Origin of the sequence: Actinomyces wuliandei, from assembly GCF_004010955.1 — a bacterium.
Lineage (GTDB): Bacteria > Actinomycetota > Actinomycetes > Actinomycetales > Actinomycetaceae > Actinomyces > Actinomyces wuliandei.
The window spans coordinates 2472015-2497530 of sequence record NZ_CP025227.1 but is presented as its reverse complement, the minus strand read 5'-3'; the positions used below and the strand labels follow the sequence as shown (position 1 = coordinate 2497530).

The 25516-nt window shown below is 70.0% G+C and carries 22 protein-coding genes, 3 tRNA genes and 1 pseudogene; 11 read left to right on the top strand and 15 right to left on the bottom strand.

Translation table 11 applies throughout. The features are described 5' to 3' along the window. The first annotated feature begins 82 nt into the window (after nucleotides 1-82). From CWS50_RS10355 to CWS50_RS10340, 4 genes are all read left to right on the top strand, one after another. Nucleotides 83-727, top strand: coding sequence for a biotin transporter BioY (locus tag CWS50_RS10355; protein WP_127842730.1), 645 nt, complete (start codon nucleotides 83-85; stop codon nucleotides 725-727). A 71-nt stretch (nucleotides 728-798) separates the two neighbouring features. Further along, nucleotides 799-2016, top strand: coding sequence for an LLM class flavin-dependent oxidoreductase (locus CWS50_RS10350; protein WP_127842729.1), 1218 nt, complete (start codon nucleotides 799-801; stop codon nucleotides 2014-2016). A gap of 89 nt (nucleotides 2017-2105) precedes the next feature. Next, the gene (locus CWS50_RS10345) at nucleotides 2106-3749 is read left to right on the top strand and encodes an ABC transporter substrate-binding protein (protein WP_127842728.1); all 1644 of its coding nucleotides are present in this window, start codon (nucleotides 2106-2108) and stop codon (nucleotides 3747-3749) included. A 388-nt stretch (nucleotides 3750-4137) separates the two neighbouring features. Then, a complete protein-coding gene (locus CWS50_RS10340) occupies nucleotides 4138-4884 on the top strand; it encodes a transposase (protein WP_164860129.1) in 747 nt (248 codons plus the stop codon). A gap of 307 nt (nucleotides 4885-5191) precedes the next feature. Here the strand turns inward: CWS50_RS10340 and CWS50_RS10335 are convergent, their stop codons facing one another. From CWS50_RS10335 to CWS50_RS10290, 12 genes are all read right to left on the bottom strand, one after another. Beyond that, nucleotides 5192-5782 (bottom strand): class I SAM-dependent methyltransferase, encoded by a 591-nt coding sequence (locus tag CWS50_RS10335; RefSeq protein WP_164860128.1) that lies wholly within the window; start codon nucleotides 5780-5782, stop codon nucleotides 5192-5194. A 138-nt stretch (nucleotides 5783-5920) separates the two neighbouring features. Beyond that, the gene (locus tag CWS50_RS14100; RefSeq protein WP_206610403.1) at nucleotides 5921-6337 is read right to left on the bottom strand and encodes a DNA cytosine methyltransferase; all 417 of its coding nucleotides are present in this window, start codon (nucleotides 6335-6337) and stop codon (nucleotides 5921-5923) included. Further along, nucleotides 6288-7001 (bottom strand): DNA cytosine methyltransferase, encoded by a 714-nt coding sequence (locus CWS50_RS10330; protein ID WP_206610402.1) that lies wholly within the window; start codon nucleotides 6999-7001, stop codon nucleotides 6288-6290. Before CWS50_RS10330 ends, CWS50_RS14100 begins: the two co-directional genes overlap by 50 nt. Next, on the bottom strand, nucleotides 6998-7759 hold the full coding sequence (locus tag CWS50_RS10325; RefSeq protein ID WP_127842725.1) for an MAE_28990/MAE_18760 family HEPN-like nuclease: 762 nt from the start codon (nucleotides 7757-7759) through the stop codon (nucleotides 6998-7000). The genes CWS50_RS10330 and CWS50_RS10325 overlap by 4 nt, the downstream gene beginning before the upstream one ends. Continuing rightward, on the bottom strand, nucleotides 7746-8681 hold the full coding sequence (locus CWS50_RS10320; protein ID WP_243118557.1) for a DUF262 domain-containing protein: 936 nt from the start codon (nucleotides 8679-8681) through the stop codon (nucleotides 7746-7748). Before CWS50_RS10320 ends, CWS50_RS10325 begins: the two co-directional genes overlap by 14 nt. Then, on the bottom strand, nucleotides 8569-8829 hold the full coding sequence (locus CWS50_RS13625; RefSeq protein ID WP_243118584.1) for a hypothetical protein: 261 nt from the start codon (nucleotides 8827-8829) through the stop codon (nucleotides 8569-8571). The genes CWS50_RS10320 and CWS50_RS13625 overlap by 113 nt, the downstream gene beginning before the upstream one ends. Before the next feature lie 468 nt (nucleotides 8830-9297). Next, nucleotides 9298-11034: an ABC transporter ATP-binding protein gene (locus tag CWS50_RS10315; protein WP_127842724.1), complete on the bottom strand. Its 1737-nt coding sequence runs from the start codon at nucleotides 11032-11034 to the stop codon at nucleotides 9298-9300. Further along, nucleotides 11034-12920, bottom strand: a complete 1887-nt coding sequence (locus CWS50_RS10310) for an ABC transporter transmembrane domain-containing protein (RefSeq protein WP_127842723.1) — start codon at nucleotides 12918-12920, stop codon at nucleotides 11034-11036. The genes CWS50_RS10315 and CWS50_RS10310 overlap by 1 nt, the downstream gene beginning before the upstream one ends. A gap of 78 nt (nucleotides 12921-12998) precedes the next feature. Beyond that, nucleotides 12999-13721 (bottom strand): hypothetical protein, encoded by a 723-nt coding sequence (locus tag CWS50_RS10305; RefSeq protein ID WP_127842722.1) that lies wholly within the window; start codon nucleotides 13719-13721, stop codon nucleotides 12999-13001. 198 nt (nucleotides 13722-13919) lie between these two features. Next, nucleotides 13920-16490 (bottom strand): ABC transporter permease, encoded by a 2571-nt coding sequence (locus CWS50_RS10300; RefSeq protein WP_127842721.1) that lies wholly within the window; start codon nucleotides 16488-16490, stop codon nucleotides 13920-13922. Between the two features lie 4 nt (nucleotides 16491-16494). Next, the gene (locus CWS50_RS10295; RefSeq protein ID WP_127842720.1) at nucleotides 16495-17385 is read right to left on the bottom strand and encodes an ABC transporter ATP-binding protein; all 891 of its coding nucleotides are present in this window, start codon (nucleotides 17383-17385) and stop codon (nucleotides 16495-16497) included. A 172-nt stretch (nucleotides 17386-17557) separates the two neighbouring features. Continuing rightward, nucleotides 17558-18562 carry a glycoside hydrolase family 3 N-terminal domain-containing protein gene (locus CWS50_RS10290; RefSeq protein ID WP_243118294.1) on the bottom strand — a complete coding sequence of 335 codons (1005 nt, stop codon included), beginning with the start codon at nucleotides 18560-18562 and terminating at the stop codon, nucleotides 17558-17560. Between CWS50_RS10290 and CWS50_RS13620 the strand changes: the two genes are divergently transcribed. Next, nucleotides 18543-19139, top strand: coding sequence for a hypothetical protein (locus CWS50_RS13620; protein WP_243118293.1), 597 nt, complete (start codon nucleotides 18543-18545; stop codon nucleotides 19137-19139). The two genes, CWS50_RS10290 and CWS50_RS13620, sit on opposite strands and share 20 nt — an antisense overlap. Before the next feature lie 91 nt (nucleotides 19140-19230). On the opposite strand, the gene CWS50_RS13975 is transcribed toward CWS50_RS13620, so the two are convergent. Both CWS50_RS13975 and CWS50_RS13025 read right to left on the bottom strand, forming a co-directional pair. Next, nucleotides 19231-19752 carry a metallopeptidase family protein gene (locus CWS50_RS13975; RefSeq protein WP_341472721.1) on the bottom strand — a complete coding sequence of 174 codons (522 nt, stop codon included), beginning with the start codon at nucleotides 19750-19752 and terminating at the stop codon, nucleotides 19231-19233. 12 nt (nucleotides 19753-19764) lie between these two features. Beyond that, nucleotides 19765-20439, bottom strand: coding sequence for a hypothetical protein (locus CWS50_RS13025; protein WP_164860127.1), 675 nt, complete (start codon nucleotides 20437-20439; stop codon nucleotides 19765-19767). A 10-nt stretch (nucleotides 20440-20449) separates the two neighbouring features. Here CWS50_RS13025 and CWS50_RS13020 point away from each other — a divergent pair, with 10 nt between their 5' ends. Next, on the top strand, nucleotides 20450-21127 hold the full coding sequence (locus CWS50_RS13020; RefSeq protein WP_164860126.1) for a hypothetical protein: 678 nt from the start codon (nucleotides 20450-20452) through the stop codon (nucleotides 21125-21127). On the opposite strand, the gene CWS50_RS10270 is transcribed toward CWS50_RS13020, so the two are convergent. Beyond that, entirely contained in the window at nucleotides 21022-21609 is a 588-nt protein-coding gene (locus CWS50_RS10270; protein ID WP_164860125.1) for a hypothetical protein, read from the bottom strand. The genes CWS50_RS13020 and CWS50_RS10270 overlap by 106 nt on opposite strands. A gap of 798 nt (nucleotides 21610-22407) precedes the next feature. On the opposite strand from CWS50_RS10270, the gene CWS50_RS10265 reads away from it, so the two are divergent. The 5 genes and pseudogenes from CWS50_RS10265 to msrB all read left to right on the top strand — a co-directional run. Continuing rightward, a tRNA-Glu gene (locus CWS50_RS10265) sits at nucleotides 22408-22480 on the top strand. A gap of 54 nt (nucleotides 22481-22534) precedes the next feature. Then, nucleotides 22535-22608, top strand: a tRNA-Asp gene (locus CWS50_RS10260). A gap of 51 nt (nucleotides 22609-22659) precedes the next feature. Continuing rightward, nucleotides 22660-22732: transfer RNA gene (locus CWS50_RS10255), tRNA-Phe, on the top strand. Nucleotides 22733-23316: 584 nt separating this feature from the next. Next, nucleotides 23317-24996 (top strand): mechanosensitive ion channel domain-containing protein, encoded by a 1680-nt coding sequence (locus CWS50_RS10250; RefSeq protein WP_127842716.1) that lies wholly within the window; start codon nucleotides 23317-23319, stop codon nucleotides 24994-24996. Between the two features lie 78 nt (nucleotides 24997-25074). Further along, a pseudogene (gene msrB / locus CWS50_RS10245) lies at nucleotides 25075-25491 on the top strand (peptide-methionine (R)-S-oxide reductase MsrB); the annotation flags it as partial. Nucleotides 25492-25516 lie beyond the last annotated feature (25 nt).

Sequence of the window (25516 nt, the reverse complement as noted above, 5' to 3'; positions counted from 1 at the left end):
GAGGGCCACAGTGGTGAGGTGCCTGTTGTGGAGCCTGTCTCTGCCCCTTTCCCGTCGCCGCTACAGGTCTTATGGTTGCGGTATGACAGTTAAGAGTAGGATCCCTGTCTCCCGTTCCTCCCGTACGCTAACAACCTCTTCTGGCCGTTTCGTGGGCCGTGCCGCGAGCCTTGCCCGACCTGCGGTGCGCGAGCTCGCCCCTGTCCTGGTCGGCACGGCTGCCCTGGCCCTCCTGGGGCAGGTGGCTCTTCCCCTGCCCTTCACCCCTGTCCCGGTGACGCTGGGTACCTTTGCCGCGCTCGGCGTGGGCTCCGTGCTCGGCCCCCGGCGTGGGATGGCCTCTGCGCTTCTGCTGGCGGTCCTGGCTGCTGCTGGCGTGCCGGTCCTGGCGGGCTGGAGCGCGGGCGTGACCGCGTCCTTCGGCTATGTCCTGGGCTACACGCTGGCTGCTGGCGTGGCCGGACGTGGCGCGCGGGGCTGGTTGCGCCCCGCCGGGACCGCGGCAGGCTCTACCACCTCTCTCGCCAGGCGGGTGCTCGTCCTGGGAGCCACCATGCTGCTGGCCTCCGCCGTCGTCTACGTCCCTGGCCTGCTGTGGCTGAGGCTGGCGACCGGAGCCTCCTGGGCCGCGACAGTGGGCATGGGGCTCGTCCCCTTCGTGGTCGGTGACCTGCTGAAGTCCCTGGCGGTGGCTGGCCTGGTGCCCGTGCGCAGCATCTGGCGCTGAGCCTGGCTGAACCTGTCCGTGGGCCCCTGGGGGTGCGGTGCGCGTCGTCGGGTGTGCTCTAAGGTACCTGTATGAGTGGGGAGGTGCCCCGTCAGGGCGACCAGGGTGACGTCGCCCTGTCCGTGCTGGACATGGTGCCGGTCAGCGCCGGACGCACCCGCCCTCAGGCGCTTGCGGACATGCGTGACCTTGCCGTGGCTGCTGACACCGCCGGGTACGAGCGCTACTGGCTGGCTGAGCACCACGGCTCCACCACCTACATGTCCTCAGCCACGACTGTCCTCATGGGGCAGGTCCTGGCCGCCACCCAGCGTGTCGGCGTGTGCTCCGGGGGCATTATGCTGCCCAACCACGCCCCTCTTGTCGTCGCGGAGCAGGTGGGGACCCTTGCCTCCCTCTACCCCGGCCGTGTCAGCCTGGGGCTGGGCCGGGCACCTGGCACGGACCGTCTTACTGCGGCGGCGCTGCGGCGACGCAGTGCCAGCCTGCCCGACTTCGTCGAGGAGATCCTGGAGACCCTGACCTACCTGGGCTCTGTCCCCCGGGAGGCCTGGGACCGGGTCCCCGCCTCCCTCCTCCTCGGCTCGCCCCCAGATGCCGGTCCTGACGCCGAAGGAGAGCCCGGGGGAGACTGGGGAGACTACGGGCGTCGTGTCCGTGCCGTCCCGGCTGAGGGCACGCGGGTGCCCACGTGGATCCTGGGGTCCTCGGTCAACGGCGCGCGCGTGGCTGGCAGCCTGGGCCTGCCCTTTGCCGTGGCCTCCCACTTCGCACCTGCCCAGGCGGAGGCGGCTCTGAGCACCTACCGCTCGGTGTTCGACCCTCAGGCCCCCACCCGGGCGCAGGACCGGCCTCGTGCGGCGGCGGCAGTCAACGTCGTCGTGGCCCCGAGCGCGGACCAGGCGCAGCTGCTCAACTCCACGGCAATGGCGGCGGCTGCCCGCGTCATCGGCGGCCTGCCCGGTCCGCTCGACCCGCCCAGCCCGGACCCGGGCTCCTGGCGCAGGTACGCCCAGGGGCGGGAGGCGGCTGTGGAGTCAGCCATGGCCCTGTCCTTCGTGGGGGAGCCGGATGACGTCGCCGCCCGCCTGCGCGCCTACGCCGTGCGCTGGGACCTTGAGGAGCTCCTAGTCGTCACCCACGTCCACGACCCTGTGCTGCGCCGACGCTCCTACACCCTTCTGGCGCAGGCCTGGACGGACTACGCTGGCGGGAGGAGACGCGCCCCTGCCGACGGGGCGGGCGGGGAACCGGGGCCACCCGGCAGCGGAACCGGGGCGCGAGCCTGAGGCAGGCAGCCTCGGGGAGCCGGGGACCCCGGGGAGCGGCACCGGGTTCGGTATCCTGTCCGCCACTGAGTGACTGGAGGCACCTGATCATGCGTAACACGCCTATCTCCCGCCGCAGCCTCGGCCTGGGCCTTGGTGCTGCTGCGGTGCTCCTGGCCTCCGGGTGCTCGTCGGGCTCACCGGAGGGCTCGCCCACCTCCGGTGCGGCCGGTAGCCAGGGCACGTCTGGTGGTGGCGTCCTCACGCTGGCCTACAACGCTGACGGTCCGCACCAGGCCTGGGTCGAGGCCGTGTGCGACTCGGTGAGCTCGACCTTGGGCGTCACGATGGAGCCGCTGCCCCTCGCCGACCTATCCGCGCTGCGTGACGAGGTTGACAACCGCACGGTCGTGGGGGCCTTCCGCTCCAGCTGGAGGGCGGACTACCCCTCTGCCGCGAGTGTCCTGGCCAGCCAGTACCGCACGGGTGGGGAGGCCAACACCACCGACTACTCCAGCGTCGAGCTCGACGACCTGCTGGCCCAGGCGGCCGCTGCTGACGACGCTGCCGCGGTGCTCGCGCTGTGCGAGCAGGCCCAGTCCGTCCTGCTCGCCGACCTGCCCGTCATCCCCCTGTGGTACCACGACGGGGCGGGCGGCTGGTCCTCCACGGTCTCCGACGTCACGTGGTCGTGGAACGGGCTGCCTGTCTACGAGGCCATGAGGACCTCGGTTGAGGACGGCGTTATCCGCGCCCGGGGCACCGAGCCCCGGCACCCACTGGTCCCCTCCACCACCAACGAGCCGGGGGGCAGGCGGGTCGTGGACCTGCTCTTCTCCGGTCTGGTGCGCTACCGGGAGGACGGCACGGTGGTCAACGAGATGGCCGAGTCCATCACGACCGAGGACAACCAGCACTTCACGGTGACGATCAAGGACGACTGGGCCTTTGGTGACGGCACGGCCGTGACCTCGGACTCCTTCATCAGGGCGTGGGACTACGGGGCCCAGGCCTCCCACAACCACGTCGCCTCCCACCTCTACGCGCCCATTGAGGGCTTCTCCGCAGAGGAGGACTCCGAGCTGACCGGGCTGTCCAAGGTCGATGACCGCACCTTCACCATCACCCTGACCGAGCCGACCGCTGACTTCGTGCAGCGCCTGGGATGCCCCGCCTTCTACCCCCTGCCTGCCACCGCCTTCAAGGACATGGAGGCCTTCGGGGAGTCCCCCGTCGGCAACGGCCCCTACGTCCTGGATGAGTGGAGCCACCACTCTGAGGTCATCCTGGTCCCCAACCCCCTCTACTCGGGGGAGCGCGCCGTCGCCAACGACGGGGTGACCTTCATGATCTACCCTGACGACGACGCCTCCTACGCCGACCTGCTTGCCGGGGAGCTGGACGTCGTCGACGCCGTCCCGAGCACGAGGCTGTCCACCTTTGAGGAGGACCTGGAGGGGCGGGCTGTCACCCTGCCGGGTGACTTGGTCCAGGGGCTTGCCATCAACGTCGACGCTCCGCACTGGGGCACGGACACGGAGGGGCGCCTGCGCCGCGCCGCGCTGTCCCGGGCGATCAACCGGGAGGAGATCTGCGAGACCGTCTACGAGGGCGCGTGCACCCCAGCCAGTGACGTCACCAGCCCGGTCATGGTCGGCTGGACAGCTGAGGTCCCGGGCAACGAGGTCCTCACCTACGACGAGGCCGAGGCCAGGAGCCTGTGGGAGAAGGCGGAGGCTGTGTCAGCCTTCTAGGGGTCCGTGACGAGGACTGGTCATGCTCGTCTGTGCTTGCCGCCTGCTCCAGGCAGAAGCGGCCAGGAGGCGCGTCGCGATGCCTAGCCGTTATAATTTCAAGGCTGAGGTCACCAGCGCTTCCGCCTGGTCCCAGCGTCTGCGCTTCGTAGGTTTGAAGGCTGTGTCCTGACGCAGTTGGACGTTCAGTCGTGCCAGTGCAGGTTGCCACGCTCGGCGGCAATCAGCACCTACTCGATACTTGGCCTCACTGGCCTCGGGGTTTTGTGGTTGAGGGGCTGAGGCGGGGGTGAAGGTGTCGTTTCGTCTGGAGTGGTGTGGGTTGTTGGGGTCTGTCGTGTTTCAGGGGAGGGACAGCTTCGAGGTGGGGACTGCAGCAGGGTTGTGCTTGTTGGTGGGTGTCGGGACCGGCTGGGTCAACGTGCTCGCTCATGGTGGTGGAGTGCTGCTGGCCGAGACGGTGCGCGCCCGCGGGCTGGACGTGCTGCTGTCACAGGTTCTGGCGCCGTGGTCCAGGCTGCTGGCGCGCCATGACCCGGTCAAGGTCGTCCTCGACCTGGCGCTGTCGCTGGTGGTTGAGCGCGCGGTGGTCCTGGCCAGGGCGCGCCGCGCGGGCTGGACCCTGGCCGGAGCGTGGGCGCTGACGGCCGCTGTCAGCGCCCAGCGGCCGCTGGTCACTGATACCGGCGCCACCTTGGTCACCGCCCACCCTGACAATGAAGGAGGGGGGTGGCACCGACCTTCAAGAAGGGCAGGAAGGGGCTTTGGGCTCCGTCCCTTGACCGCGTGGACCGACCACGGTCCCCAAGGTGCTGGCGAGAACGCCGCGGTCATGCTGCGGCCCGCGAGCGCGGGGTCGGACACCGCCGCCGACCATGAGGCTGTCATCGCCGTGGTGCTGGCCCGTGTGGGCCTGGGCCCCGGGCCCGGACGCAAGGTGCTCGTGCGCACCGACGCCGCTGGTGGGACCAAGGCCACCTTGGCCGCCCTGGAGCGCAGAGGGGTGTCCTGCAGCGTCGGACTCACCCTGCCCAGTGACATGTCGCGGGCCTGCAGGCTGGTCCCCGCCCAGGCCTGGACCCCTGCCTGCGGCGCCGACGCGGCCCCCGCGAGGCGGCGGACGTGGCAGGGCTGACGGACCTGGTCGACGTGGGCGGGTGGCCCAGGGCCACGCGTGTCATCACGCGCCACGCGCGGCGCACCACCACCCGCTGCAAGACCCCCAGCCCCCTTCGCCGACCTGCTGACCCCAGCGATCACCACCCTGCGCGCACGCCGACCCACAGCACTAGCAAACCACCACCCACCCACGACCCCCAGGAAGGACCCGTCGGCAGGCAAGGCCCACCCACCGCGACCACACGCCCCACCCCGCCACACCCACACGCCACAACCAACCCCACCCCAACAACCCCACCCACCCCACCCACGAAACATCAAGGCTAGCGCACCGCCTGGCCCTGGACGACCGGGACGAGCCTGCCCAGGAGGCCACCGGTGCGCAGGGTCTCCAGCTCCACGGCGGAGAACCCAGCCTGGTAGATGGTGGCGGCCGTGTCCCGGCAGGGATCGCACCCGTGGCCCAGTAGCCGGGTGAGGGGGGCGGCGAGTCCCTGCACGTGGCGGGCAGCTGTGCCAGGAGGGGCGGCAACGTGCTCAAAGAACACGAGCCGACCGCAGGGGCGCAGTACCCGTAAGATCTCGGCCAGGGCATGTGCCGGGTCGGTGACCGAGCACAGGACGGTGGAGCAGACGACGGCGTCCACGCTGCCATCCTCCAACGGGACCTGCTCGGCCGTGGCCTCCAGCAGCCGGGAACGGGGGCGGGAGCGCACAGCGGCGGTCAGCCGCCGCCCGGGCCTGGGCTCAAGGGCCAGCCAGGAGACCTGCGGGTCAAGTACCGCGCCGCAGAACCCTGGTCCGGCGCCGACGTCGAGCACCGTTCCCCGCAGGGTGGGAAGGACCTGGCTCCTCCACCGCCGCTGCTCAGCAGGGGCGGGCAGGGAGGTGCTCAGGGTGCGGGGTGGGAGCATGCTCGGCTGCATACCTTTCGGGACGTGGGGCCGTGGGACGTGGGGCGCGTAGTCCGGGCTGCCACGGGCCTGGCGGGCTCCTGCTGGGGAGCGCCCAGGCGGACCAGACAGGTCTGTCGAGCTGACCGAGTGACGTCCTTACTGAGCCCCTACCGCACGCCCGGACGGACTGCCCGTGCGGACGTGCGACACTATCGTACGCCCTACTACTTCTCCCAGGCGGACGGGAACGGCGTTGCCGATGAGGCGTCCAAGAACGCTGAAACGGACAGGCTCGTCTGGTCGCACGAACTTGTATCTAGGTGGGAAGGTCTGCAGGACAGCAGCCTCACGTAGCGAGATGGCCCGGTCCTGCTCAGGGTGGCCGAAACGTCCGTTCCCGTAGCCGAAGCACTGAGTGGTGATGGTTGGGCTCGCCTCGTCCCAGGACATGCGTCCGTACACGCTCGGGTAGGTCGCACCACTGGTCCTGCGGTGGCACGCGGCCCGGAGCTCCTCGGGCCAGTCACGCCACGTCCCCCCCGGCTTCGAGTGACGTATCCGCTCCAGGTTCACCCTGCTCAGCCGAGAGGCGACGTGCAACCGGTCCTCGGGGTCCGACTCGCCAGCCCTGATGGGGCGGAGCCCCCCCGATAGCCTGACGCACTGTCCTTGTCTCCTGCTCGTCCTGCGGGAGGGCAAGGCCGGCGCCGCCGAGCCTTGAGGCGATCAGGACAAGACGTTTTCTTGTCTGCGGGACACCGATACGGGCAGCCTGGACCACGGACCACCCGACCGAGTAGCCACTCAAGTCCTCCACGAACCGGCTAAATACTGGATGGTCCAGCAGCTGCGGGACGTTCTCCATCGTCACGATGTCAGGCTGGACCTCTTTCACCAGCCTGCCGAATACCTCAACCAGCTGCCAGTCGTTACCGCGCCTCTTGCCGCGGCCAGAGCGGCTGTATGTCGAGAACGGCTGGCAGGGCGCACACCCCGCAATCAGGCTGAGCCCAGACCCGTTGACGAGATCTCCTATCTCCGAGGCATCAAGGTCATTCACGTCCCTCTCAATGAACCTTGCCTTGTTGTTGGCCTCGTAGGGGTACCTGCATGCGGGATCAATGTCGACCCCGGCTACGACCTCAATGCCGGCCCGCGCGAGTCCGTGGGTGAGCCCGCCGACTCCGCAGAACAGGTCGACAGCACGGATCGAGGGAGTGCCTCCTTTCTGCCTCACGAGATGAGTACCCCCTTCTTCTTCTTCGCAGGGTCACCCCTATCCGAGATCTCACACCTGATAAAGGCCTCGAAGCAGTCAACGGCCTCCCGGAGGTAGCCACCGACCGCATCAGCAACCTTCTTGAGCTCGCTGACTGCCACGCCGTCACTGCAGTCAACAAAGGACAACGAGCCGTGCGCGAGCCTGTTACGACGGTCCTTGACGAGTTTGAGCGCGCCCATGTTGTGTCTGATGTTGCGCTTGGCCTCCTGGAAGACGTCCGGGGAGATCACCAGCTTGCAACCAATGCGCTCACAGAGCCTTCTGATGGAGTCGTCGTCCCAGTTTCCTCCTCCGCCGGGGTCGATCTTGAAGCCCTTGACCGGCTCCTGCCCCAAGAGATGGTTGCACAGATCCAGGGCGGCTTCCAGTCTTTTCTCGGGAGTGAGGTCGTTGATGTGGGTACGTGCGACGGAGCGCACCCACTGGGTTCTCAACTCATCACTCAGGTCACCGGGACGGCACCCAGCCTTCTCAGTTGCGGCCGCAACTTCCTCAAGGCACCGAACCACGGTGGCCTCAACCAGGTTGTAGAGCTGAAGATAGAGGCTCGAGCTCAGGATCCTCGTCTGCGTGGTCGTGATCTGCGCACCTGTCCCACGGAGCCGTGGTGCCCCTCCTTGCGCGGCCTTCTCCAGGTTCTGCAAGAACGACACGTACTCCTTGATCTCGTCGTGCCGCTCCTCGAAGAACCGGACGAGTTCAGTAGTCGCCACGGCTCACCAGCCTGTCTTTCACGAAGTCGATCCTCCCGTTGAGGCGCGCCTTCGCGTTCGCGCCGTCAGCGCTGGTGATCTTCTGGAACTCTCTCCCGTCGATCCAGGAGGAGACACCAGTATCCTCGGCGGCAGCCTCTGCAAGAGCCGGCTCCTCCGCCAGTGCGCGCGCAGACCCAACCGCAATGGCCTCGAATCGCGCCCGAGGAGTGAACTTACCTTTCTCTGTCCTTTTGAATCCAAATGGAAAGTTGCGTGAGACAAAGCTCATGACTGTCATGAACCACTCACGATAACTGTCTGCCAGCGCCGGGTCAGCCTCAAACTCTTTATTCATCTTCTTCGAGTAGGAGAAGATAAAATCGGCGGGACGGTCCCGGTACTCCTCTAGCCCGTCGCCGTAGGCAAAGAAGCGCGTCACAAGCTCCTCGTGCCCGCGCTCCTTCCTGGTCTTGGCGGGCATGGGGGCAAGGTCGGTCAAGATCGGGAGCTGAGCGAGTTCTGTCACCATGTCCATGAACGGCCCGGCAAGCGCTCCTCGGCGTATCTCGGCGCTGTTGGCGATCTTGGCGGTTGTGTTGATGCGGTCGAACATGTCCAGCCGTGCCGCCTCGTCGGCGTGCTCGTTCAGGACAATTCCGCGAATGGACCGGTTCCGGATCTTGCGCCGCCTTGACTCCAGCAGGTCGCCGAACCGGAGCCCTGACAGGTGGGTCAGGGCCTCAAGCTCCCCGAGCCGGAATCCTCCGTAGATAAACTCGTTGAGCGTTCTAAGGCGCTGGGACCCGTCCACGATCTCAAGCCTGCCGTCAGGCATCTCCCAGAAGAAGATGAAGGGGATGGGCAGCCCCATGATCAGGGACTCGATGAAGCGAGACTTGCGGTGGTCCTCCCAGGTGAACTCCCGCTGGTAGTCCGGGATGACGTACTCGTCGTCCCGGAACCTTCTGGGCCAGAATCTCCACGGAGTACTCGGTGATGTAGAAGTCGATCCGCTTGGACTGCTCGACGATCTGCTCCTCGGCACGCTCAACCTGCTCAGGGGTCGGCCGTTCACTTGGACGTGTCACGGCGTACCTCTCCTCCTCTATGCTGACGTTACCTCCCACAGGGTGACCTGTCTCCAGTCTACTGGGCCAAGGGCTCCGTTACCCAAACGGCAGGCTGAGTACTTCTGACAGGCCGAACAGTTCGAGGCCCGAGCCTGAGCGTGCCGGGAGCCAGCGACATCCCTGCATACTTTGTAGTGCACGGATCCGTGCACTATCGACGGCTGCCTCTGGGGGCGTATGTGCCGACATCCTGCCAGGTATCGGTGTGAGCGAGGGCCGTGCTGACGGCAGAGCAGGTCGAGCATGTGCGTATCCGAGACCTCGCGGTGATCTCGCTGTGCTGCCCCGGCAGCCAGAGAGGGTTACCGGCGGAGGCCTTTCGGAGTCAGCGCCGACAGTGATGAGTGGTGATGAGGGCGGCCTGGCGGGACAGCCTGTCGGCTCCACGCGGCTCCTGGCAGGTGTTGCGGCACGTGGTTCCAGGGCTCACTCCTGGCTCCAGGCCTGCCACAGGTTGGCGTACTCCCCGCCCAGGGCCACCAGCTCCTCGTGGGTGCCCAGCTCGACGACGCGCCCGTCCATGACCACGGCCACCCGGTCGGCGTCCTGGGCGGTGTAGAGACGGTGGGCCACCTCCACCACGGTGCGCCCCGCCAGGGCGGTGGACAGGGTCCGCTCCAGGGCGCGGGCGGCGTGGGGGTCCAGCAGGGAGGTGGCCTCGTCCAGGACCAGCGTGTGCGGGTCCAGCAGCACCAGCCGGGCCAGGGCGAGCTCCTGGGCCTGCGCAGGGCTCAGGGTCAGGTGGCCCGAGCCCACCATCGTGTCCATCCCTTGGGGCAGTGCCTCCACCCAGCTGCTGGCCCCGATCGCCTCAATGGCGCCCCGGATCGTCGCGTCGTCGGCCTGCGGGCTGCCCAGCCGCACGTTGTCGGCCACCGAGCCCACGAACACGTGGTGCTCCTGGGTGATCAGCGCGACGTTGCGCCGCAGCTCCTCCTCACTCAGGTTGGTCAGGGGCACGCCTCCTACCGTCACCTCTCCAGAGGTGGGCGGGTTGATGCCCGCCAGCATCCGCCCCAGCGTGGACTTGCCCGAGCCGGAGGGGCCGACTACCGCCAGGCGCTCACCGGGGACCAGGTCCAGGCTGATGCCGTGGAGCACCTCCGTTCCCTCCCGGTAGGAGAAGCGCACGTCTCTGAGACGGACACGCCGGTCCGCAGGCTGCTGCCCGGTGGGGGTGCGGTCGTCGGGAACCTCCTCCACCCCGAGGATGCGTGACAGGGACGCCTGGGCGATCTGGACCTGGTCGATCCAGAACATGAGCTGGCCCACCGGCCTGCGCAGCTCCATGGCGTAGAGGCTGACCGTGGTGATCGCCCCCAGGGAGGTGTAGCCGCGTGAGGCCAGGAACCCGCCCCACAGGAGGATGACCACCACCGGCGCCCGCCAGGCGACGTCGAGCACCATGAACAGGCGCACCCGCAGGGCTGCGGTGTAGCGGTCCAGGGACCAGGCCTCCGTGACCGCAGTGAGGATGGTGGCCTCCCGGCGGGCGCCCATGCCCAGGGCGTCCACCGTCTCGGCGTGGTCCACCGTCTCCGAGACCGTCCCGTTGAGCCGTGCGTAGGCCGCCGAGGACGCGCGGTAGGCGGGCACGGACACCGGCAGGTACCAGCTCATCATCGCCCACACCGGGGGGGCGATCACCAGCAGCCCCAGGGCCAGCAGTGGGCTGGACACGGCGGCAGCCACCACGGTGAAGACGATCGTCACCGTGCAGACCATGATCTGGGGGATGCCCACGCGCACCAGGAACTCGATGCGGGAGACGTCGTTGGTGGTGCGCCCCACCAGGTCCCCGGTGCCCGCAGTCTCCACCGCGCTCAGCGGCAGGCGCACCACCCGCCCCATCATGCGCTCACGCAGGTCGGCGAAGACCGACTCCCCCAGGGTGCGGGCGTACATCTGGGCGTAGCGGTTGACCACGGCCCCCACGAGCGTGACGACGACGATGACCAGGACCACCAGGTCCACGTAGCCTCGGTCCGCAGTGCCGGCAGACACCCGCGAGACCAGGCGCCCCAGCAGCTGGGGTGCCACCAGGGGGGCCAGGATCCCCAGGACCTGCAGGATCAGCGCGACCACGAAGCGCCAGCGGTAGGAGGCCATGATCCCGAAGGTCTTGCGCATGGCCACCCGGCCGGGCGCGACGGGCAGCGCCATCAGCGGCTCACCTCCTCGCCGGTGGCCCGGGCCACGATCCGGCGGTAGTCCTGGGCGGCGGGCTCCCCGGCCCGGGCGCGGGCCAGCAGGTCACGGTGGGTGGAGCGCAGGCGCTGCGTGCCGTCCTCACCGAGCAGGACCACCTCGTCGCAGGCCTCCAGGACCAGGGGGGAGGCAGTGACCACCACCGTGGTCCGGCCCCGCCGGGCCGTGGACACGCGCTGGGCCACGCGGGACTCCGTGTGGGAGTCCAGGGCGGAGGTCGGCTCGATGAGCACCAGGGTGGGTGCCTCGGTGAGCAGGGCGCGGGCCAGGGCCACCCGCTGTCGCTGGCCGCCGGACAGCGAGCGGCCCTTCTCCGTGATCATCCCGGCCAGGCCCTCCTCCAAGGAGGTGAGCACGTCGGCGGCGTCAGCAACCTCGACAGCCGCCTCCAGGCGCTCGTCGCCCGGGACGTGACGGGGCTGGGGGCGCACCTGCTGGTCGACGTCGGCCACACCCTCCCGGCGCGCCTCAGCCTGGACGAGGGTGCGCACGTCCACCGGCTGGGGGAGGGGGCCACCGCGCACGTCCAGGGCCTCGCGCAGGGTGCCGGTGAACAGCTGGGCCGTGGCCCCGGAGACGACGACGCTGGCCCGCACCTTCTCCAGCGGCATGTCCGTCAGGGGCCGCCCGGCCAGGGTCACGGCTGGTCCGGTGTCGGTGAAGCGGCCCAGGCGGGTGGCCAGCCCGGCGGAGACGTCCGGGTCGGAGGCCACCACAGCGGTCATCCGCCCCTGGGCCAGGCGCACCCCGCTGGCGGAGTCCACCAGGTCCCCGCTGACCTGCTCGCCGTGGGAGGGGTCGAGGTCCAGCCGCTCGGGGACGGCCCCGGCGGCCGGGGTGACGTGCAGCAGGCGGGCCAGACGGCGTGCCCCCACCACCGCCCGGGTGAAGTTCTGTACGGCCATGGAGAAGACCGTCAGCGGCCACGCCAGGTAGGCGGTGTAGCCGTAGAAGGTCACCAGCTCCCCGGCGGTGATGGTGCCCGAGACTGCCATGCGCGCGGCCACCCACACGACCATGGCCACGAACAGGCCGGGCAGGAGGACCTGGAGGCTCATGAGGAGCGACTGGGGGCGGGCCACGTCCACACCCCGGCGGCGCAGCTCCTGGGAGGCGTCCCGGTAGCGCCGGGCGAAGACCTCCTCCCCGCCGATACCGCGCAGGATGCGCAGGCCCGCCACGGTGTCCGTGGTCACCGTGGTGACCTGGGCCTGGGCCTCGCGCTGGACGGCCTGGCGGCGCTGGAGCGGCCTGATGACCAGGGTGACGACCCAGGCCACCAGGGGCATACCGACAATGACAATGGTCCCCAGGAGCACGGAGGTCCTCAGCATGAGGACGGCGACCACGGCAAAGCTGAGCCCTGCGCCAACCAGCTGGGGCACGGAGTTGACGAGCTGCCCCAGGTACTGGGCGTCGGAGGCGACGATGGAGGCGACCTCGCCGGTGGAGGCCTGGCGGGGCAGGGAGCTGCCTGTGATGGAGACCTGGCGGCCTACTAGTCTGTCCACGTCAAAGGTGGTGCGCATGGAGGCGATGACACCAAAGTAGGACATGCCGGTGTCCCCGACGGCGTAGACGACGAACAGCACCAGGAGCAGCAGGCCGATGCCCCAGACCCGGGTGTTGAGGCCGTCCTCAATACCGGAGTCCAGGGCCGCCCCCAGGAAGGCGGGCACGATGGCCTGGATGACGTTGGAGACTGTGGCTGCCAGGGCGCCGATGGTGATGGGGACGGCTGCCCGGCGCAGGAGCCACCGCATGAGGGCGGCGGCTCCGGTGACGGGCGGCTGAGGCAGGGGGGCGTCAGGTGCAGGGAGGACGGAGGTCAGAGAGGGCATGAGGCTGGCAGGTTACCTCAGCAGGGTGTGCTGTGGTGGTGACGGCCTCGTGATATCCGACGCGTTGCCCGGTAGGTGCTACAGGCGGTCGAGGAGGAGCGGACGGTCGAGGTGGACCTGGTTGCGGTAGGGGGAGGCTGTCAGTATCTGTCCGGCCTCCCGGCGCCTGCCGGTGCGGTGTATCTCGGCTAGCTCGCTGGGTCGTAGCGGGGCTACCGATATGAGGCGTACGGCCGAGGTGTCGCCGAACATCTTGATGTAGTCCGGTCTGGTTCCTGCGGAGGCCCCCAGGAGCACTCCCAGGCCTCCGTCCTCGTCCAGCCAGTCCTCAGGGATACCTGTGTCGGTAATGCCTGAAAGCGTCAGGCAGCCGTGGTGGTCATAGGTTGGGCGGTAGTTCTGCCCTGCCTGGTGGGAGACAACCAGCATGAGCAGGACCAGCTCCCAGGTTGTCGCGATGTCCTCAAGCGTGATACCTGCCAGCCGGGGGGAGTCAATGTAGAACTCAAGGCCCTCACCGGGGTCGCCACCCTCTTCGGACCAGGGGGAGGACAGGCCGCTGGTCGTGACGATAGTGGAGTCGGGCAGCCACACGGGGACAAAGTTCTCCGCCTTGCCTGGCCACGGCGACATGAACCCGTTGGTCGGTCCAAAGTAGGCCATGGGCGAGACCTCCCCGTACTGTGCCCAGAAGGCAGTCCGGCACTCGTCCCCGTACTCCCAGACCTCCCGCTCGTTCCCGTCGTCGGCGACCTCGTCGTTGGAGAAGTCTTTCTCGGTGCTCTTCCCGGCGTGTTCCATGTTTCCAGCCTTTCCAGCGTCCTTGGCGGTGGTTCCCGCACCTCAGATCCTAGGGATCTTCTCTGCAGGTCCAGGGGCAGGACCTCTCTCCCCCGGGGCAGGACGAGGGGGCGGGCTGAGCCCGCCCCCTCGTGGGACGGCCGTCGGGTTGGCGTGGCAGCCGTCAGGGTCCCGTGGTTCTTCCTCTTACTCGTCCTCCTACTCCGTGGCGATGGCGTCCAGGACCGGCAGGCGGGAGGCCCTCATCGCGGGCCACACGGCGGCCACGACGCCGACCACCACGGACAGGACCAGCATCCCCACCACCTGTCCCCAGGGGACGGTCAGGGTCGTCAGCCCGTCGTCCTCCAGGACGGCCCGCAGGGCCGCAGCCAGCAGCAGCCCGGCAGCACCGCCCACGACCGTGCCGTACAGGGAGGTGAGCACCGACTCCACCATGATCTCCCCGCCCAGCTGGGCGCGGCCCAGGCCGACGGCGCGCATGAGGCCGATCTCCCGAGTGCGCTCCGTCACCGAGAGCACCAGGGTGTTGACGATGCCCAGGACGGCGATGACGATCGACAGTCCTAGCAGGCCGTAGAGGACGGCGAGGATCTGGTTGACCTGCTGGCCAACCATGTCAGAGAGCTCGTCGGCGTCCAGCACCGCGTACTGGTAGGTGGGAGCCAGGATGTCCTCGGCCTCGCGGCGCACCTGGTCCGCGTCTGCCCCCTCCTCCAGGGTGAGGAAGGTGCCGGAGGGGGAGGCCAGGACCTGATCGGGGTCGGTGGGCAGCGCCCCCGTCCAGGAACCTAGCTGTACGGCCAGCTCGGGAGGCGCGCTGAAGCTGCCGGAGATGCCCTGCGGGTTGATGACCGCCGCCACGGTGGCCTCCACCGACCCTACGGGGCCGGTCAGGGTGACTGTGTCCCCCACGTGCAGGTTGGTGGACTCGTAGGCGGCCACGTGGGTGGCGTCCAGGTCGGCCACGTCCCCCTCGGTGACTGCCAGGTCGTAGGCCTCCAGGAAGGCGAGGGAGTCGGAGACGTTGAGCCCGGCCATCGGCTCCTGGAAGCTGTCCTCCGCAGTGGCTGACACCGAGGCGTAGACAAAGGGCGCCGTGCCCGCCACCCCGTCGATCTCGCCCAGGTCGGTGGCGATACCGGAGGGGATCTGGGCGGAGACGGTCGCGGCTGAGGCGGGCTGGATGAGGAAGTCGGCCTTCATCGAGTTGTTGACCGTGTCTGACACCGAGGAGTCCGTGGAGGCCGCTATCGTCGCCCCCGCGCACACCAGGGCCATCCCCACCATGAGGGCGCCAGAGGTGTTGGCGGTGCGCCGGGGGTTGTGGATGATGTTGCGCACCGCCAGGCGCCCGGAGGGCCGCAGCACCCGGAAGGGCAGCCCCAGGACGGAGACGACGGGCCGTGCCAGCACCGGGGAGACCGTCAGGAGCCCCAGGATGACCCCGCCGGCCCCCAGCCCCAGCACCAGGGTGCGCTGCTCCAGGCCGTCGTTGGCCCAGGCGGCCGCCACAGCCGCTGCGCCGGCCGCCAGGAGGAGGCCGCCGATGACGGTGCGCAGCACCAGGGACTTCTCCCGTGCCCCGGACACGTCGCGCATCGCCTCCACAGGGTGGGTCAGAGCGGCGTCGCGGGCGGGCAGCAGGGCGCCCACCACGGTGACCAGCAGCCCCACCGCGACAGAGGTGGTGATGACCCCGCCTGACATGGAGATCCCGTCGGTCAGCGGCATACCCGTGGCCTCCAGCAGGGCCACGATGCCCTGGAGCAGCCCGGCGCCTGCGGCCACACCCAGGAGGGAGCCGACCAGGCCGGTGACGACGGCCTGGAGGAACACCGTGCCGAACACGGAGGCCGGGGAGGCACCCACCGCCCGCAGGAGGGCGAACTCCTTCTGGCGCTGGCGCACGCTCATGGCGAAGGAGTTCATGATGATGAAGGAGCCCACGAACATGGCCAGCACCACGAAGACCAGCAGGAAGGTCTGGGCGAAGCCCAGGAGCGACTCGATGTACTCGTTCTGCTCGTCGATGCTCTCCTGGCGGGTCTGGACGCGCACGCCCTCGGGCAGGACCTCGGCGATGGCATCCCTGACCTCGGTGGCTGAGGCCCCGTCCTCGATTGTGACGGCGATCTGGGAGACCTGGCCGTCCGGGGCGGCCAGGGGCATGAGCCAGTCGTCGTCCATGCCCACCAGGGTGGCTCCCGCCATGGAGGTGCCGTAGGTGAACTCACCGACGACCCTGACCTCCCGGGGCTCGCCCTGGATGACGACACGGGTGGTGTCCCCGACGGCCAGCCTGGAGCGCTCCAGGGCAGCCGACTCCAGGACGACCTCCCCCTCGCCCGAGGGTGCCCGGCCCTGGACCCAGGTCAGCCCGGGCTCCTGGTCGAAGATCGGCAGCAGGAGGGTGGGGGCGCCGGAGGAGGTGACGGGGGTGTCGTCGGCCGCGACCAGGACGCCGGTCAGGCTTGTGGCCGGGTGGGTGACGTCGACGCCGTCGACCTCACCCACCGCCTGCGCCAGTGAGGAGTCGATGGGCTGGGTCACGAAGGACGCGGTCCCCTCGGTGCCCTCCACCGGCTCGCCGGAGACGTAGAGGTCGTGGGTCATGGTCGAGGAGGTCAGCGCGGAGAAGGTGTCAGACAGGACCCCGCGCAGGGCGAGGGTCCCCGACAGGAAGGCCACTCCCAGCACGACGGCCAGGGCGGTGAGGGCGAACTGTCTGGCATGGGCGCGCACGGAGCGCCAGGCGACACGGACCATGCGATCAGGCCTCCGTGTCGGTTGAGTCGGCTGGCCCGGTGGCGCCCTGCTGGCTGCCCCGGCCCTGGCTCTGCTGCTCCTGGCTCCCGCCCTGGTCCTGCCGGTCCTCACCCAGCTCGCGCAGGGCGTCCAGGACGTGGTCGCGGCTGGGGTCGGCCAGCTCGGCCACCACGTGGCCGTCGCGCAGGAAGAGCACCGTGTCGGCCCAGGCGGCCGCCTCCGGCTCGTGGGTCACCATGACCACGGACTGGTCCAGCTCGTCCACGCTGGTGCGCAGGATGGCCAGCACCTGCTGGGTGGAGTGGGAGTCCAGGTTGCCGGTGGGCTCGTCAGCGAAGACGACGGCGGGCTTGCCCACCAGCGCCCGGGCGCAGGCCACGCGCTGGACCTGGCCGCCGGAGAGCTCGGCGGGGCGGTGGGACAGCCGGTCGGACAGGCCCACGGCCTCCACCACCTGGTCGAAGCGCTGTCTGTCCACCTTCTGGCGGGCGATGTCCAGGGGGAGGGTGATGTTCTCCGCTGCCGTGAGCGTGGGCACCAGGTTGAAGGACTGGAAGATGAAGCCGATGCGCTCGCGGCGCAGCCTGGTCAGGCGGCGCTGGCTCATGGCGGAGACCTCGTCGCCGTCGAGCATGATGGTGCCTGAGGTCACCGAGTCCAGGCCGGCCAGGCAGTGCATGAGGGTGGACTTTCCGGAGCCGGAGGGACCCATGACTGCTGTGAAGCGGGCGCGGGGGATGTCGACGTCCACAGAGTCCAGGGCTGTGACGGCGCCTGTGCCACGGCCGTACACCTTGGTCAGGGCGCGGGCGGTCAGGACGGGGTCGTCGACGTGGCGGTGAGGGGCGAGGAGAGGGGAGGCCGGGGGTGAGGCCGGGGAGCTGTGACTACTCATGCCAGCGAGTCTTGCATGGCATCTGGGGAGCCGTCTCCTACCAGGGCAGGGGGAGGCCGTCCCCGCATCCTCCTACCTCAGGAGGATGCGGGTGAGGGGCTGGGGAGCCGGGCGGGACCGTACGTGGTGCCGTACGTGGTGTCGTGTGTGGAGCCGCCTGGGCGGGACTCTCCTACGCTCCTGGCAGCGAGTCCTTGAGGGCCAGTACCCGCAGGGCGGACTCCTCCACCCGCGCAGCCAGGGCAGGGTCGGACCGGGCGGCCTCGACGAGGGCCTGGGCCATGGGGGCTGCCGCAGCGGCGTCGGCGGAGGCCAGCACCAGGTCGCAGCCGGCTCGCACCGCCTGCACCGCCCGCTGCCCGGGGTCCCACTCCTGCAGCTGTGCGGCAGCGGAGAGGTCGTCGGTGATGACGACCCCGGTGAAGCCTAGGTCCCCGCGCAGCATCTCGGTGACGACCACCGGGGAGAAGACGGCGGGTGCCGTGTCGTCGATGAGGGAGTAGACGGCCGAGGACATCATGACGACCTCGGCACCCGCCTTGATGAGCCCGGCGAACACGGACACGGCCTCGTCCTGGGTGCGGGTGGTGACGGTGTCGGTGACCCCGGCGGCGGTGTCGGTGTTGGCGGTGACCCGCCCCAGCCCGGGGAAGTGTTTGCAGGTGGGGACGACGCCTGCGGCCCGCATCCCCTCCGCGAAGGCGGCGGCCTGGGCGCCGACCGTGGCTGCGTCACCGCCGTAGCCGCGCCCCCAGCGCCCGACGGGCTCGTTGGAGCCGGGGCTGGCGGTGTCGACCAGGTCGGCGACGGGGGCCAGGTTCATCGTCACCCCCGAGGCCGACAGCTCCTGGCCCCAGACCAGGGCCTGGGCGCGCAGGTCCTCGGGGGCCAGCCCCGCCTGGTCCTGGGCGGAGGGGATGGTGGAGAAGCCCGGCCCGGACAGCACCTGCACCTGGCCGCCCTCCTGGTCGGTGGCCACCAGCATCGGCGTGGTGCCGGTGGTGCCTGTGCTGGCGGAGCCGGTGAGGGCGGCGACGGTCTCAGCGACGGCCTGGCTGCCGGCCTGGGAGCGTCCAGCCAGGAAGATGCCGCCGACGTGGTGGGTGGACACCGCGTCCGTGGCTGCGGGGGAGGGGTGGTCGGCCTCGGTGCCGACCATGACCAGCTGGCCGACCATCTCCTCCAGGCTCCAGCCGTCGAGACGGTCTGGAGAGGCGGAGGGGGCCGGGCCGGTGTGGTCGGGGTCGGTGGAGCCTGAGGGCCCCGGGGACGCTGCGGAGGCGCCCGGGGGCGACGAGGAGGCTGAGGAGGCTGCCGAGGGACTTGCGGGGTCTGCGGCGGGGGTGGTGCTGCGGGAGCAGCCGACCAGGGCCGTGGCACCCAGGATGGCGGCCGTGACCGCGCGGCGTCGGCTCGGGCGCACGGGGCGGGCGCTGGTGGGGGAGAGCGGAGGGCGGGCGCTGGTGGGGGAGAGCGGAGGGCGGGCGCTGGTGGGGGAGAGCGGAGGGCGGGCGCTGGTGGGGGAGAGCGGAGGGCGGGCGCTGGTGGGGGAGAGCGGAGGGCGGGCGCTGGTGGGGAGAGCGGAGGGCGGGCGCTGGTGGGAGGGGGAGCAGCTGTCGTGCTCCGGGCTGGTGTCGGGTGCTGGCGGCGTGCTCCGGTGGGAGGGGGGTCGCCCGCAGTGGTGGGACGGCGGTCTTCCATGGTCAGACACTAGGGGACTGTGGGGGAGGGGGGCGTCAGGGGCGTGTGGGTGAGGCGTGCGTTGAGTGGGCCGCGCGTGAGTGCGTGGGACCCGCGCGAGACCGTGGGGCGGGGCTCGGGGTGCGCGGGGCGGGGCGCAGTGGGTTACCCCCAGCCGAGCTCGTGGAGGCGGGCGTCGTCGATACCGAAGTGGTGGGCGACCTCGTGGATGACGGTGATCGCGATCTCGTCCACCAGCTGCTCCCGGGTGGAGCACCAGCGTTGGAGGGGGCCACGGAAGATGAGGATGCGGTCTGGCAGCACCAGGGACCATCCCTCGTCACGCTCGGTCAGGGGGACCCCCAGGTAGAGCCCCAGCAGCGTGGGCGGGCCGTGCTGTGAGCCGGCACCGCTGTTGCGGTCGTTGCCGCTGCTTCTACCGGGGTCCTCAAGGCCGTCGGGGTGCTCGGGGTCCTCGTAGCCGCAGGGGCCGGTGCCGCCGTGACCGTCGCCGTGGTGGTCGCCGTGCTCGCTGTCGCAGTCACGCAGCATGTCGGGGTCGGGCTCGTCCTGGACCAGGACCACGACGTTGTCCATCGCCTCGGCGAGGTCGGGTGGGATGAGGTCGAGCGCCTCACTGACGGCCTCCTCAAAGTCCTGCTCCGACAGGTACACCGGTGGGGTCATGCCGTGAGCCTGTCACAGGCGGCCGGTACTTGTCACTCTTGCCATCTTTCTTGTCACTGCTTGCCGACTCCTGACGCCGTGCAGATGGCCGCACCTTACTGGGTGCAGTCGCGGGTGACAGGAGGGGGCGCATGGTTCACGTGTGTCTAGTGGTGGAGGCCTTTGTGGTGTCGGTGCTTGTGGTGGGGTGGGTCTGTCTGGGGTGGTGGGTGGTTGGCGGGCCTGCTGGGTGATGGCTTGTAGGACCTCCTCGCGGGTGAGGGGCCTGGTGGGGTGTGGGGACTGGCGTGGTGGGGTGGGTGTGGCCAGGGTGGGGCCGTGGGGGGTGCGGTGGAGGGTGACCAGGGTGGTGGTCAGGGTGGTGCTGGTGGTGGCGAGCTGGTGGGTGGCGGCGGCGTTGGTGGTGCAGCGGCTGGTGGGGGTGCCGTCGGGGCCGGTGGTGAAGGTGGTGGTGACTGCGGTGGGTGGGGTGTAGTGGGCGGTGGGCTCGCCGCAGCAGCGGGGGCCGGCCCAGCGCTGCCAGGCGCCTGCCAGGCACAGGTCCTGGGGGGTGTCCACCGCGATGACGGTGACCTGGGCGTAGTCGGCGGTCTCGAGCTCTTCGACCAGGCGGGGGCCCTGGCCCTCCCACTGGAGGGTGCCCTCGATCCTGATGTCGAACCGCTCGCCAAGCAGGTCGCCTCGCACGAGGTCGGCGGTGGTGGTGGACGGTGGACAGGGGGTGGACCAGGGTGGCCAGCTCGCCGCGGGCCAGGGGGCGGGAGTCGGCCAGGGGACCGGGGGCGTGGGTGGTGATGAGGTCCAGCCAGTGGTCCCTGGCCCGGGCCAGCAGGGCGGGGTCGACCTCCAGGCCGGCCACCGGGCTGCCCAGGAGGAGCTGCTTGACGTCGTCGGCGTCGATGGTGGTCCACCCGGCCCCGTCGATCCCCACCTCCTTGGAGCGGTGGGGTCCCAGGGCCTGGGCGGCGATGCTGGTGGCCTGGGACTTGCCCGCCCCAGGGGACCCGGCCATGATGACCGCCCGGCCCCCGCGCGAGCCCTGCTCCTGGGCACGGGCCACGTAGGCGTCGATGATGGCCGTCTGCAGCTGGTGCCAGAGCGTCCCCTCCTCAGGCTGGCGGGGCAGGGTGTGGGCTGGTGCCAGGCGGTCAAGGACGGCCTGGACCTGGGCGGCGACAGCCTCCAGGACCTCCCTGTCGTTGCTGGGGTCCTGGCCGCCCCCGGCGCCCCGGCTGCCCTGGCCGCCCCTGGTGTCCTGGCTGCCCGGTGTCACGTGGGCTTCCAGTCCTTCTCCCAGGGCATGGGGTCGTCGGGGGGCTTGGGCATGGGGTCGGTGATCGCCTCCAGCTCGTCGTACTCCTGGTCGGACAGGTAGTCCCTCCTGAGACGGTACACGTCGTCCCAGGAGCCGCGCTCGTAGCCGTCGTAGTCGCGGATGCGGCCGAAGGTCCAGGGCCAGGAGCGCAGGCGGTCCATCATCTCCTGGCTGCTTATCTGCCCCAGGAACCGCCTGAGGATCAGCTCCTCAGGGGTCTGGGGGCGCACCGGCTCACCATGGTCGATCTTGCGCTGGACGGTCAGGACGAAGCGCTCCTCGGCCCCGGTGCGAGCCACCACCTCCTGGGGCGCCACCCCCTCGCGCAGCAGCCGCTCGATCGCCCGGTCACTGTCAACACGACCCAGGATCCCGGCCGCGCGGTCACGCCGATACTCGACCGTGAGGCGCGAGCCCCGGCCCAGGACCGGCCCCCCGGACGGCGCGCGTCCCCGGGGCGGGCCCTCGGCTTGCCCGGGGCCCGGGGGCGTGCCCGGTTCCTGCACCTGCCCGGGCTGCCCGCCCGCTACCTGGTCACCCACAGCCAGCCTCCCATCAGCACGCTCCGACACCACCCGACACCATGACGAATGCATGACGAATGGTCCCGTGACCCTACCGACACCACCCCCACAAGGTCAACCCCGCGACGAGACTCGTTTCAGGTGGCCGCAAGACAAGAGGGGGTTGGCGCCTCATCCGGGGCTCCCCGGGAAAATCGTGGATGCGGGGGGCGCTGGCTCCCCTGCTGCTGCACATCTTGAACCGGCTGCCCGCTGTGCCCTTGGGGCGACGACGCATCGACTTCCCCGTGGTTCTGCGGAAGACGGATCGGCCACCGTACGGACCGTGCACCAGTGCAGGCCCCATGATGTGCATCAGGAAGGTTGCTGCACATCATGGGGCCTGCACTACGAGGCACCTAACCCATCGGCGACCACCCCAGCAGCCTCAGCGCCTCCTCCATGCGCACGTCCACCCACTCCGGGGACGCGTGCAGCCACCCCTGGCGCCACTCCTCCTCGCTCATCCGCATAACCAAACCGTAACCCCCACCACACCAGCACCACAACCCCAGACCCAAGCCCCCCCAGGCGCCCCCAGACGGGAGCGCCCGCCCCCGGGGGCACGACTCCAGCCAGGCACGATACCCGTCGGTCAGTTGGGCTTCTGTCGCCGTCCAACCTTCATCGTCACAGCCGTCGCTTCCTTGCTGTCTGTAACCTGCCACCAAGACGTCTTGACGGTGACCAGGGTCACGCCATGACGATTTGCGTGGGTGACGGGTGGGCGCCTAATGTTCTTCCCGGTTCGAGGTGCGAGGACGCCAAGGCCTCAGTGCCCCCATCGTCTAGCGGCCTAGGACCCCGCCCTTTCACGGCGGTAGCACGGGTTCGAATCCCGTTGGGGGTACGGCTCGGGTTATGGTGGAACGGCTCTTCGGAGATCTGGCTTCGTGCCGCACGAGGCCTCGTGGCGCAGTTGGTTAGCGCGCCGCCCTGTCACGGCGGAGGTCGCGGGTTCAAGTCCCGTCGAGGTCGCGGACGCTGGTGCTGGCCCGGTCAGGTCTGACCGGGTTGGCGCCGTCTCCAGGCTCTGTAGCTCAGTTGGTAGAGCGTTCGACTGAAAATCGAAAGGTCACCGGATCGACGCCGGTCGGAGCCACTGCGACAGCCCTCGGGACTCACAAGGTCCCGAGGGCTTCGTCGTCACAGGTCTCTGAGTGTTGGGTCTGGGGTGCCTGCGCACCTCTCGCACCTCGGTGGGTTGGGCCTGAGGGGGTGTTAGGGGGGGGCTGGGCCTGAGGGGGTGTCAGGGCTGGCTGGCGCGGTTCCTACTCCTGCTGACGTGTTCTGGCCTGGCGCGAGTCGTGCCACCCCACCTCGCGCGGTTCCCGCCCAGGTGGAACTCGTACAACGGAGTACCCCACCCTGCCCGAGAGATATGACATGGCACACAGGACCGCCTGCTCCCGAGGAGGCCGCCCCGCTGTAGCCGGTTGGGCGGGGGCGGACGGCGTCACGGCGCAGCGGGGGACCTGCGAGGCGACTGTCGCGCAGCCCCGCCTCGCTCACCAGCGCTGACGTCGCGGGGGTCCTTCCCGCCCTGGTCACCGCCTTCAACAAGGACGAGCCGGTCCGCCACCTCGAGACGGTCGCGGACGCCTCCCCGGTGCCCGTCCTGCTCTCCAACATCCCGCGCGCCCCTCATCGAGACGCCCTCGCGGCGGGCGGGCCTAGCATGTCCCCATGCTCTCCGCTGCCCTCCCTCCCACGCCTGCTGCCGTCCTGCTGGCGGCAGCGGCCGAGGAGTCGGACGACCCGGTTCCCTCGGACTCCCCGACGATGGACGTCTCCCTGGAGACGGTGACTCAGACCACGATCAGCCTCCTGACTCTTGCGGTTCACGCGGGTGTGGGGGCGCTTATCGGGCTGGCTGTCGCCTTCGTCGTCCTGGTCGTCATGCGGCTGCTGGGCCGACGTCGTGGCCTCTACGCCGAGCTGGCCCGATTCTGCCGCCGGGCGGCCTACGCCTTCGGGTCGATGACGGGGGCCTACCTTGGTGTCCAGGTCGCCCTGACAAGCATGAGTAACTCCGTCACCTCCACGGTCGTCTCGCGCCTGCTGCTCATCGCCTCGATCATGGCAGGGACGTGGCTGGTGGTCGGCATGGTCAGGGCCGTGGAGGCCTCGGTGGTCAGCGGGGTGCGGGCCTCCGGGGACGAGGGGCGCACCAGCAGGGTCACGACCCAGAGCCAGATCATGCGCCGTGTCGCGCAGGTCGTCCTCGTCGTGTGCGGCCTGGTCGGCGTGGTCATGACCTTTCCCAGCGCGCGTGTCGCCATGGGGTCCCTCCTGGCCTCGGCGGGCCTGGTCTCCGTCATCGCCGGCCTGGCCGCCCAGTCGACCCTGGGCAATGTCTTCGCCGGCATCCAGCTGGCCACCTCCGACGCCATCAGGGTGGACGACGTCGTCGTCGTCGATGACGAGCAGGGGACCATTGAGGAGATCACCCTGACCTACGTGGTGGTCCACACCTGGGACGACCGCCGCCTGGTGCTGCCCTCCACCCACTTCACCCAAAACCCTTTCGCCAACTGGTCCCGGCGGGGCACCCAGACCACCGGGACACTGACCATTGACCTGGACTGGAGGGTCCCGGTCTCGGCGGTGCGGGCCGAGCTCGCCCGGATCGTGGCCTCCTCCCCTGCCTGGGACGGGCGGCAGGCCTCCCTGGACGTCATCGACGCCTCCGGCGGGTCGGTCACCCTGAGGATCGCCTTGTCCGGTGCGAACCCCAGTGACGTGTGGGCACTGAAGTGCTACGTCAACGAGGAGCTTGTCGCCTGGTTCCAGAAGCAGGCACCCTACGCCCTGCCCCGTACCCGGGTGGAGGTCGACCAGGTGGAGGTCGCCCAGGACCCGGCGCCCGAGCAGGTGGCCCGCCTGGCGGAGGAGCTGGCTGCGCTGCGGACGGGTGACGCCTCCGGCCGGGCGCCCCAGTCGGTGCCCGGCGGCGCTGGGGCAGACGATCCCGAGGGCGGCTACGACACCGCAGCGGTGACTGCCCAGATCGCCGCCACCAGCGACCCGATCGAGGCGGCCCGGCTGCGTGCGGCCGCCAAGGGCCTGTCCCCGCTGCGCCGGGTCCGGCGTGAGCGCGCCCGCCGACGCAGCCTGCTGCGCCGCGACCCGCAGGAGCAGGCCGCACCCGAGCCGCAGGCCGCCCGCCCGACCCGCCAGGACCCGACGACCGTCTTCCCGACCACGGAGATGGAGACCATGGCTGAGACAGCGGGGCCGCCTGCGGGACGGCCGGTGGACAGCCCCGTTGCCGGGTCTGCCGAAGAGCCGACCGCCAGGTCGGCCGACGGGCCTGGGAGCCAGGCTGAGAGGCGTCATCCCGGAGAACCCTCCCAGGGCCGCTGAGCCCAGCGGTGTCGTCCGTGTGTTCCCGCTGCGTGAACGCTGCCCCCCTCCCGCTGCCCGGGGGGCGACGATGGGGCCATGACCATCACCGAGCCGACCCTTGACCCCTCTGCCGCTGCCAGGACCGACGCCCAGTGGCGGGCCGCGCTGACCCCCATGGAGTACCACGTGCTGCGTGAGGCGGGCACCGAGCGTCCCTTCACGGGCGCCCTGCTGGAGGAGCACCGCGAGGGCGTCTACCGCTGCCGCGGCTGCGGGGCAGAGCTGTTCCGCTCCGCCACCAAGTTCGACTCCCACTGCGGGTGGCCCTCCTTCTACGACCCCCGTGACAGCAGCGCCGTCACCTTGAGCACGGACACCTCCCACGGCATGGTCCGCACCGAGGTCCGCTGCTCCGCCTGCGGCTCCCACCTGGGGCACGTCTTCGACGACGCCCCCCAGACCCCCACCGGCCAGCGTTACTGCATGAACTCCGTCAGCCTCACCTTTGAGGCCGCGGAGGAGGCCGGAGAAGGTGCCG

Excerpts from the sequence above, each read along its gene's own strand:
- CWS50_RS13975 (WP_341472721.1), bottom strand. The coding sequence starts at position 19,752 with ATGACCCCACCGGTGTACCTGTCGGAGCAGGACTTTGAGGAGGCCGTC.
- CWS50_RS10295 (WP_127842720.1), bottom strand. The coding sequence starts at position 17,385 with ATGAGTAGTCACAGCTCCCCGGCCTCACCCCCGGCCTCCCCTCTCCTC.
- CWS50_RS10300 (WP_127842721.1), bottom strand. The coding sequence starts at position 16,490 with ATGGTCCGTGTCGCCTGGCGCTCCGTGCGCGCCCATGCCAGACAGTTC.
- CWS50_RS10310 (WP_127842723.1), bottom strand. The coding sequence starts at position 12,920 with ATGCCCTCTCTGACCTCCGTCCTCCCTGCACCTGACGCCCCCCTGCCT.
- CWS50_RS10290 (WP_243118294.1), bottom strand. The coding sequence starts at position 18,562 with ATGGTCGGCCAGCTGGTCATGGTCGGCACCGAGGCCGACCACCCCTCC.
- CWS50_RS10350 (WP_127842729.1), top strand. The coding sequence starts at position 799 with ATGAGTGGGGAGGTGCCCCGTCAGGGCGACCAGGGTGACGTCGCCCTG.
- CWS50_RS13620 (WP_243118293.1), top strand. The coding sequence starts at position 18,543 with ATGACCAGCTGGCCGACCATCTCCTCCAGGCTCCAGCCGTCGAGACGG.
- CWS50_RS10345 (WP_127842728.1), top strand. The coding sequence starts at position 2,106 with ATGCGTAACACGCCTATCTCCCGCCGCAGCCTCGGCCTGGGCCTTGGT.
- CWS50_RS10315 (WP_127842724.1), bottom strand. The coding sequence starts at position 11,034 with ATGGCGCTGCCCGTCGCGCCCGGCCGGGTGGCCATGCGCAAGACCTTC.
- CWS50_RS10305 (WP_127842722.1), bottom strand. The coding sequence starts at position 13,721 with ATGGAACACGCCGGGAAGAGCACCGAGAAAGACTTCTCCAACGACGAG.
- CWS50_RS10335 (WP_164860128.1), bottom strand. The coding sequence starts at position 5,782 with ATGCTCCCACCCCGCACCCTGAGCACCTCCCTGCCCGCCCCTGCTGAG.
- CWS50_RS10250 (WP_127842716.1), top strand. The coding sequence starts at position 23,317 with ATGCTCTCCGCTGCCCTCCCTCCCACGCCTGCTGCCGTCCTGCTGGCG.
- CWS50_RS10355 (WP_127842730.1), top strand. The coding sequence starts at position 83 with ATGACAGTTAAGAGTAGGATCCCTGTCTCCCGTTCCTCCCGTACGCTA.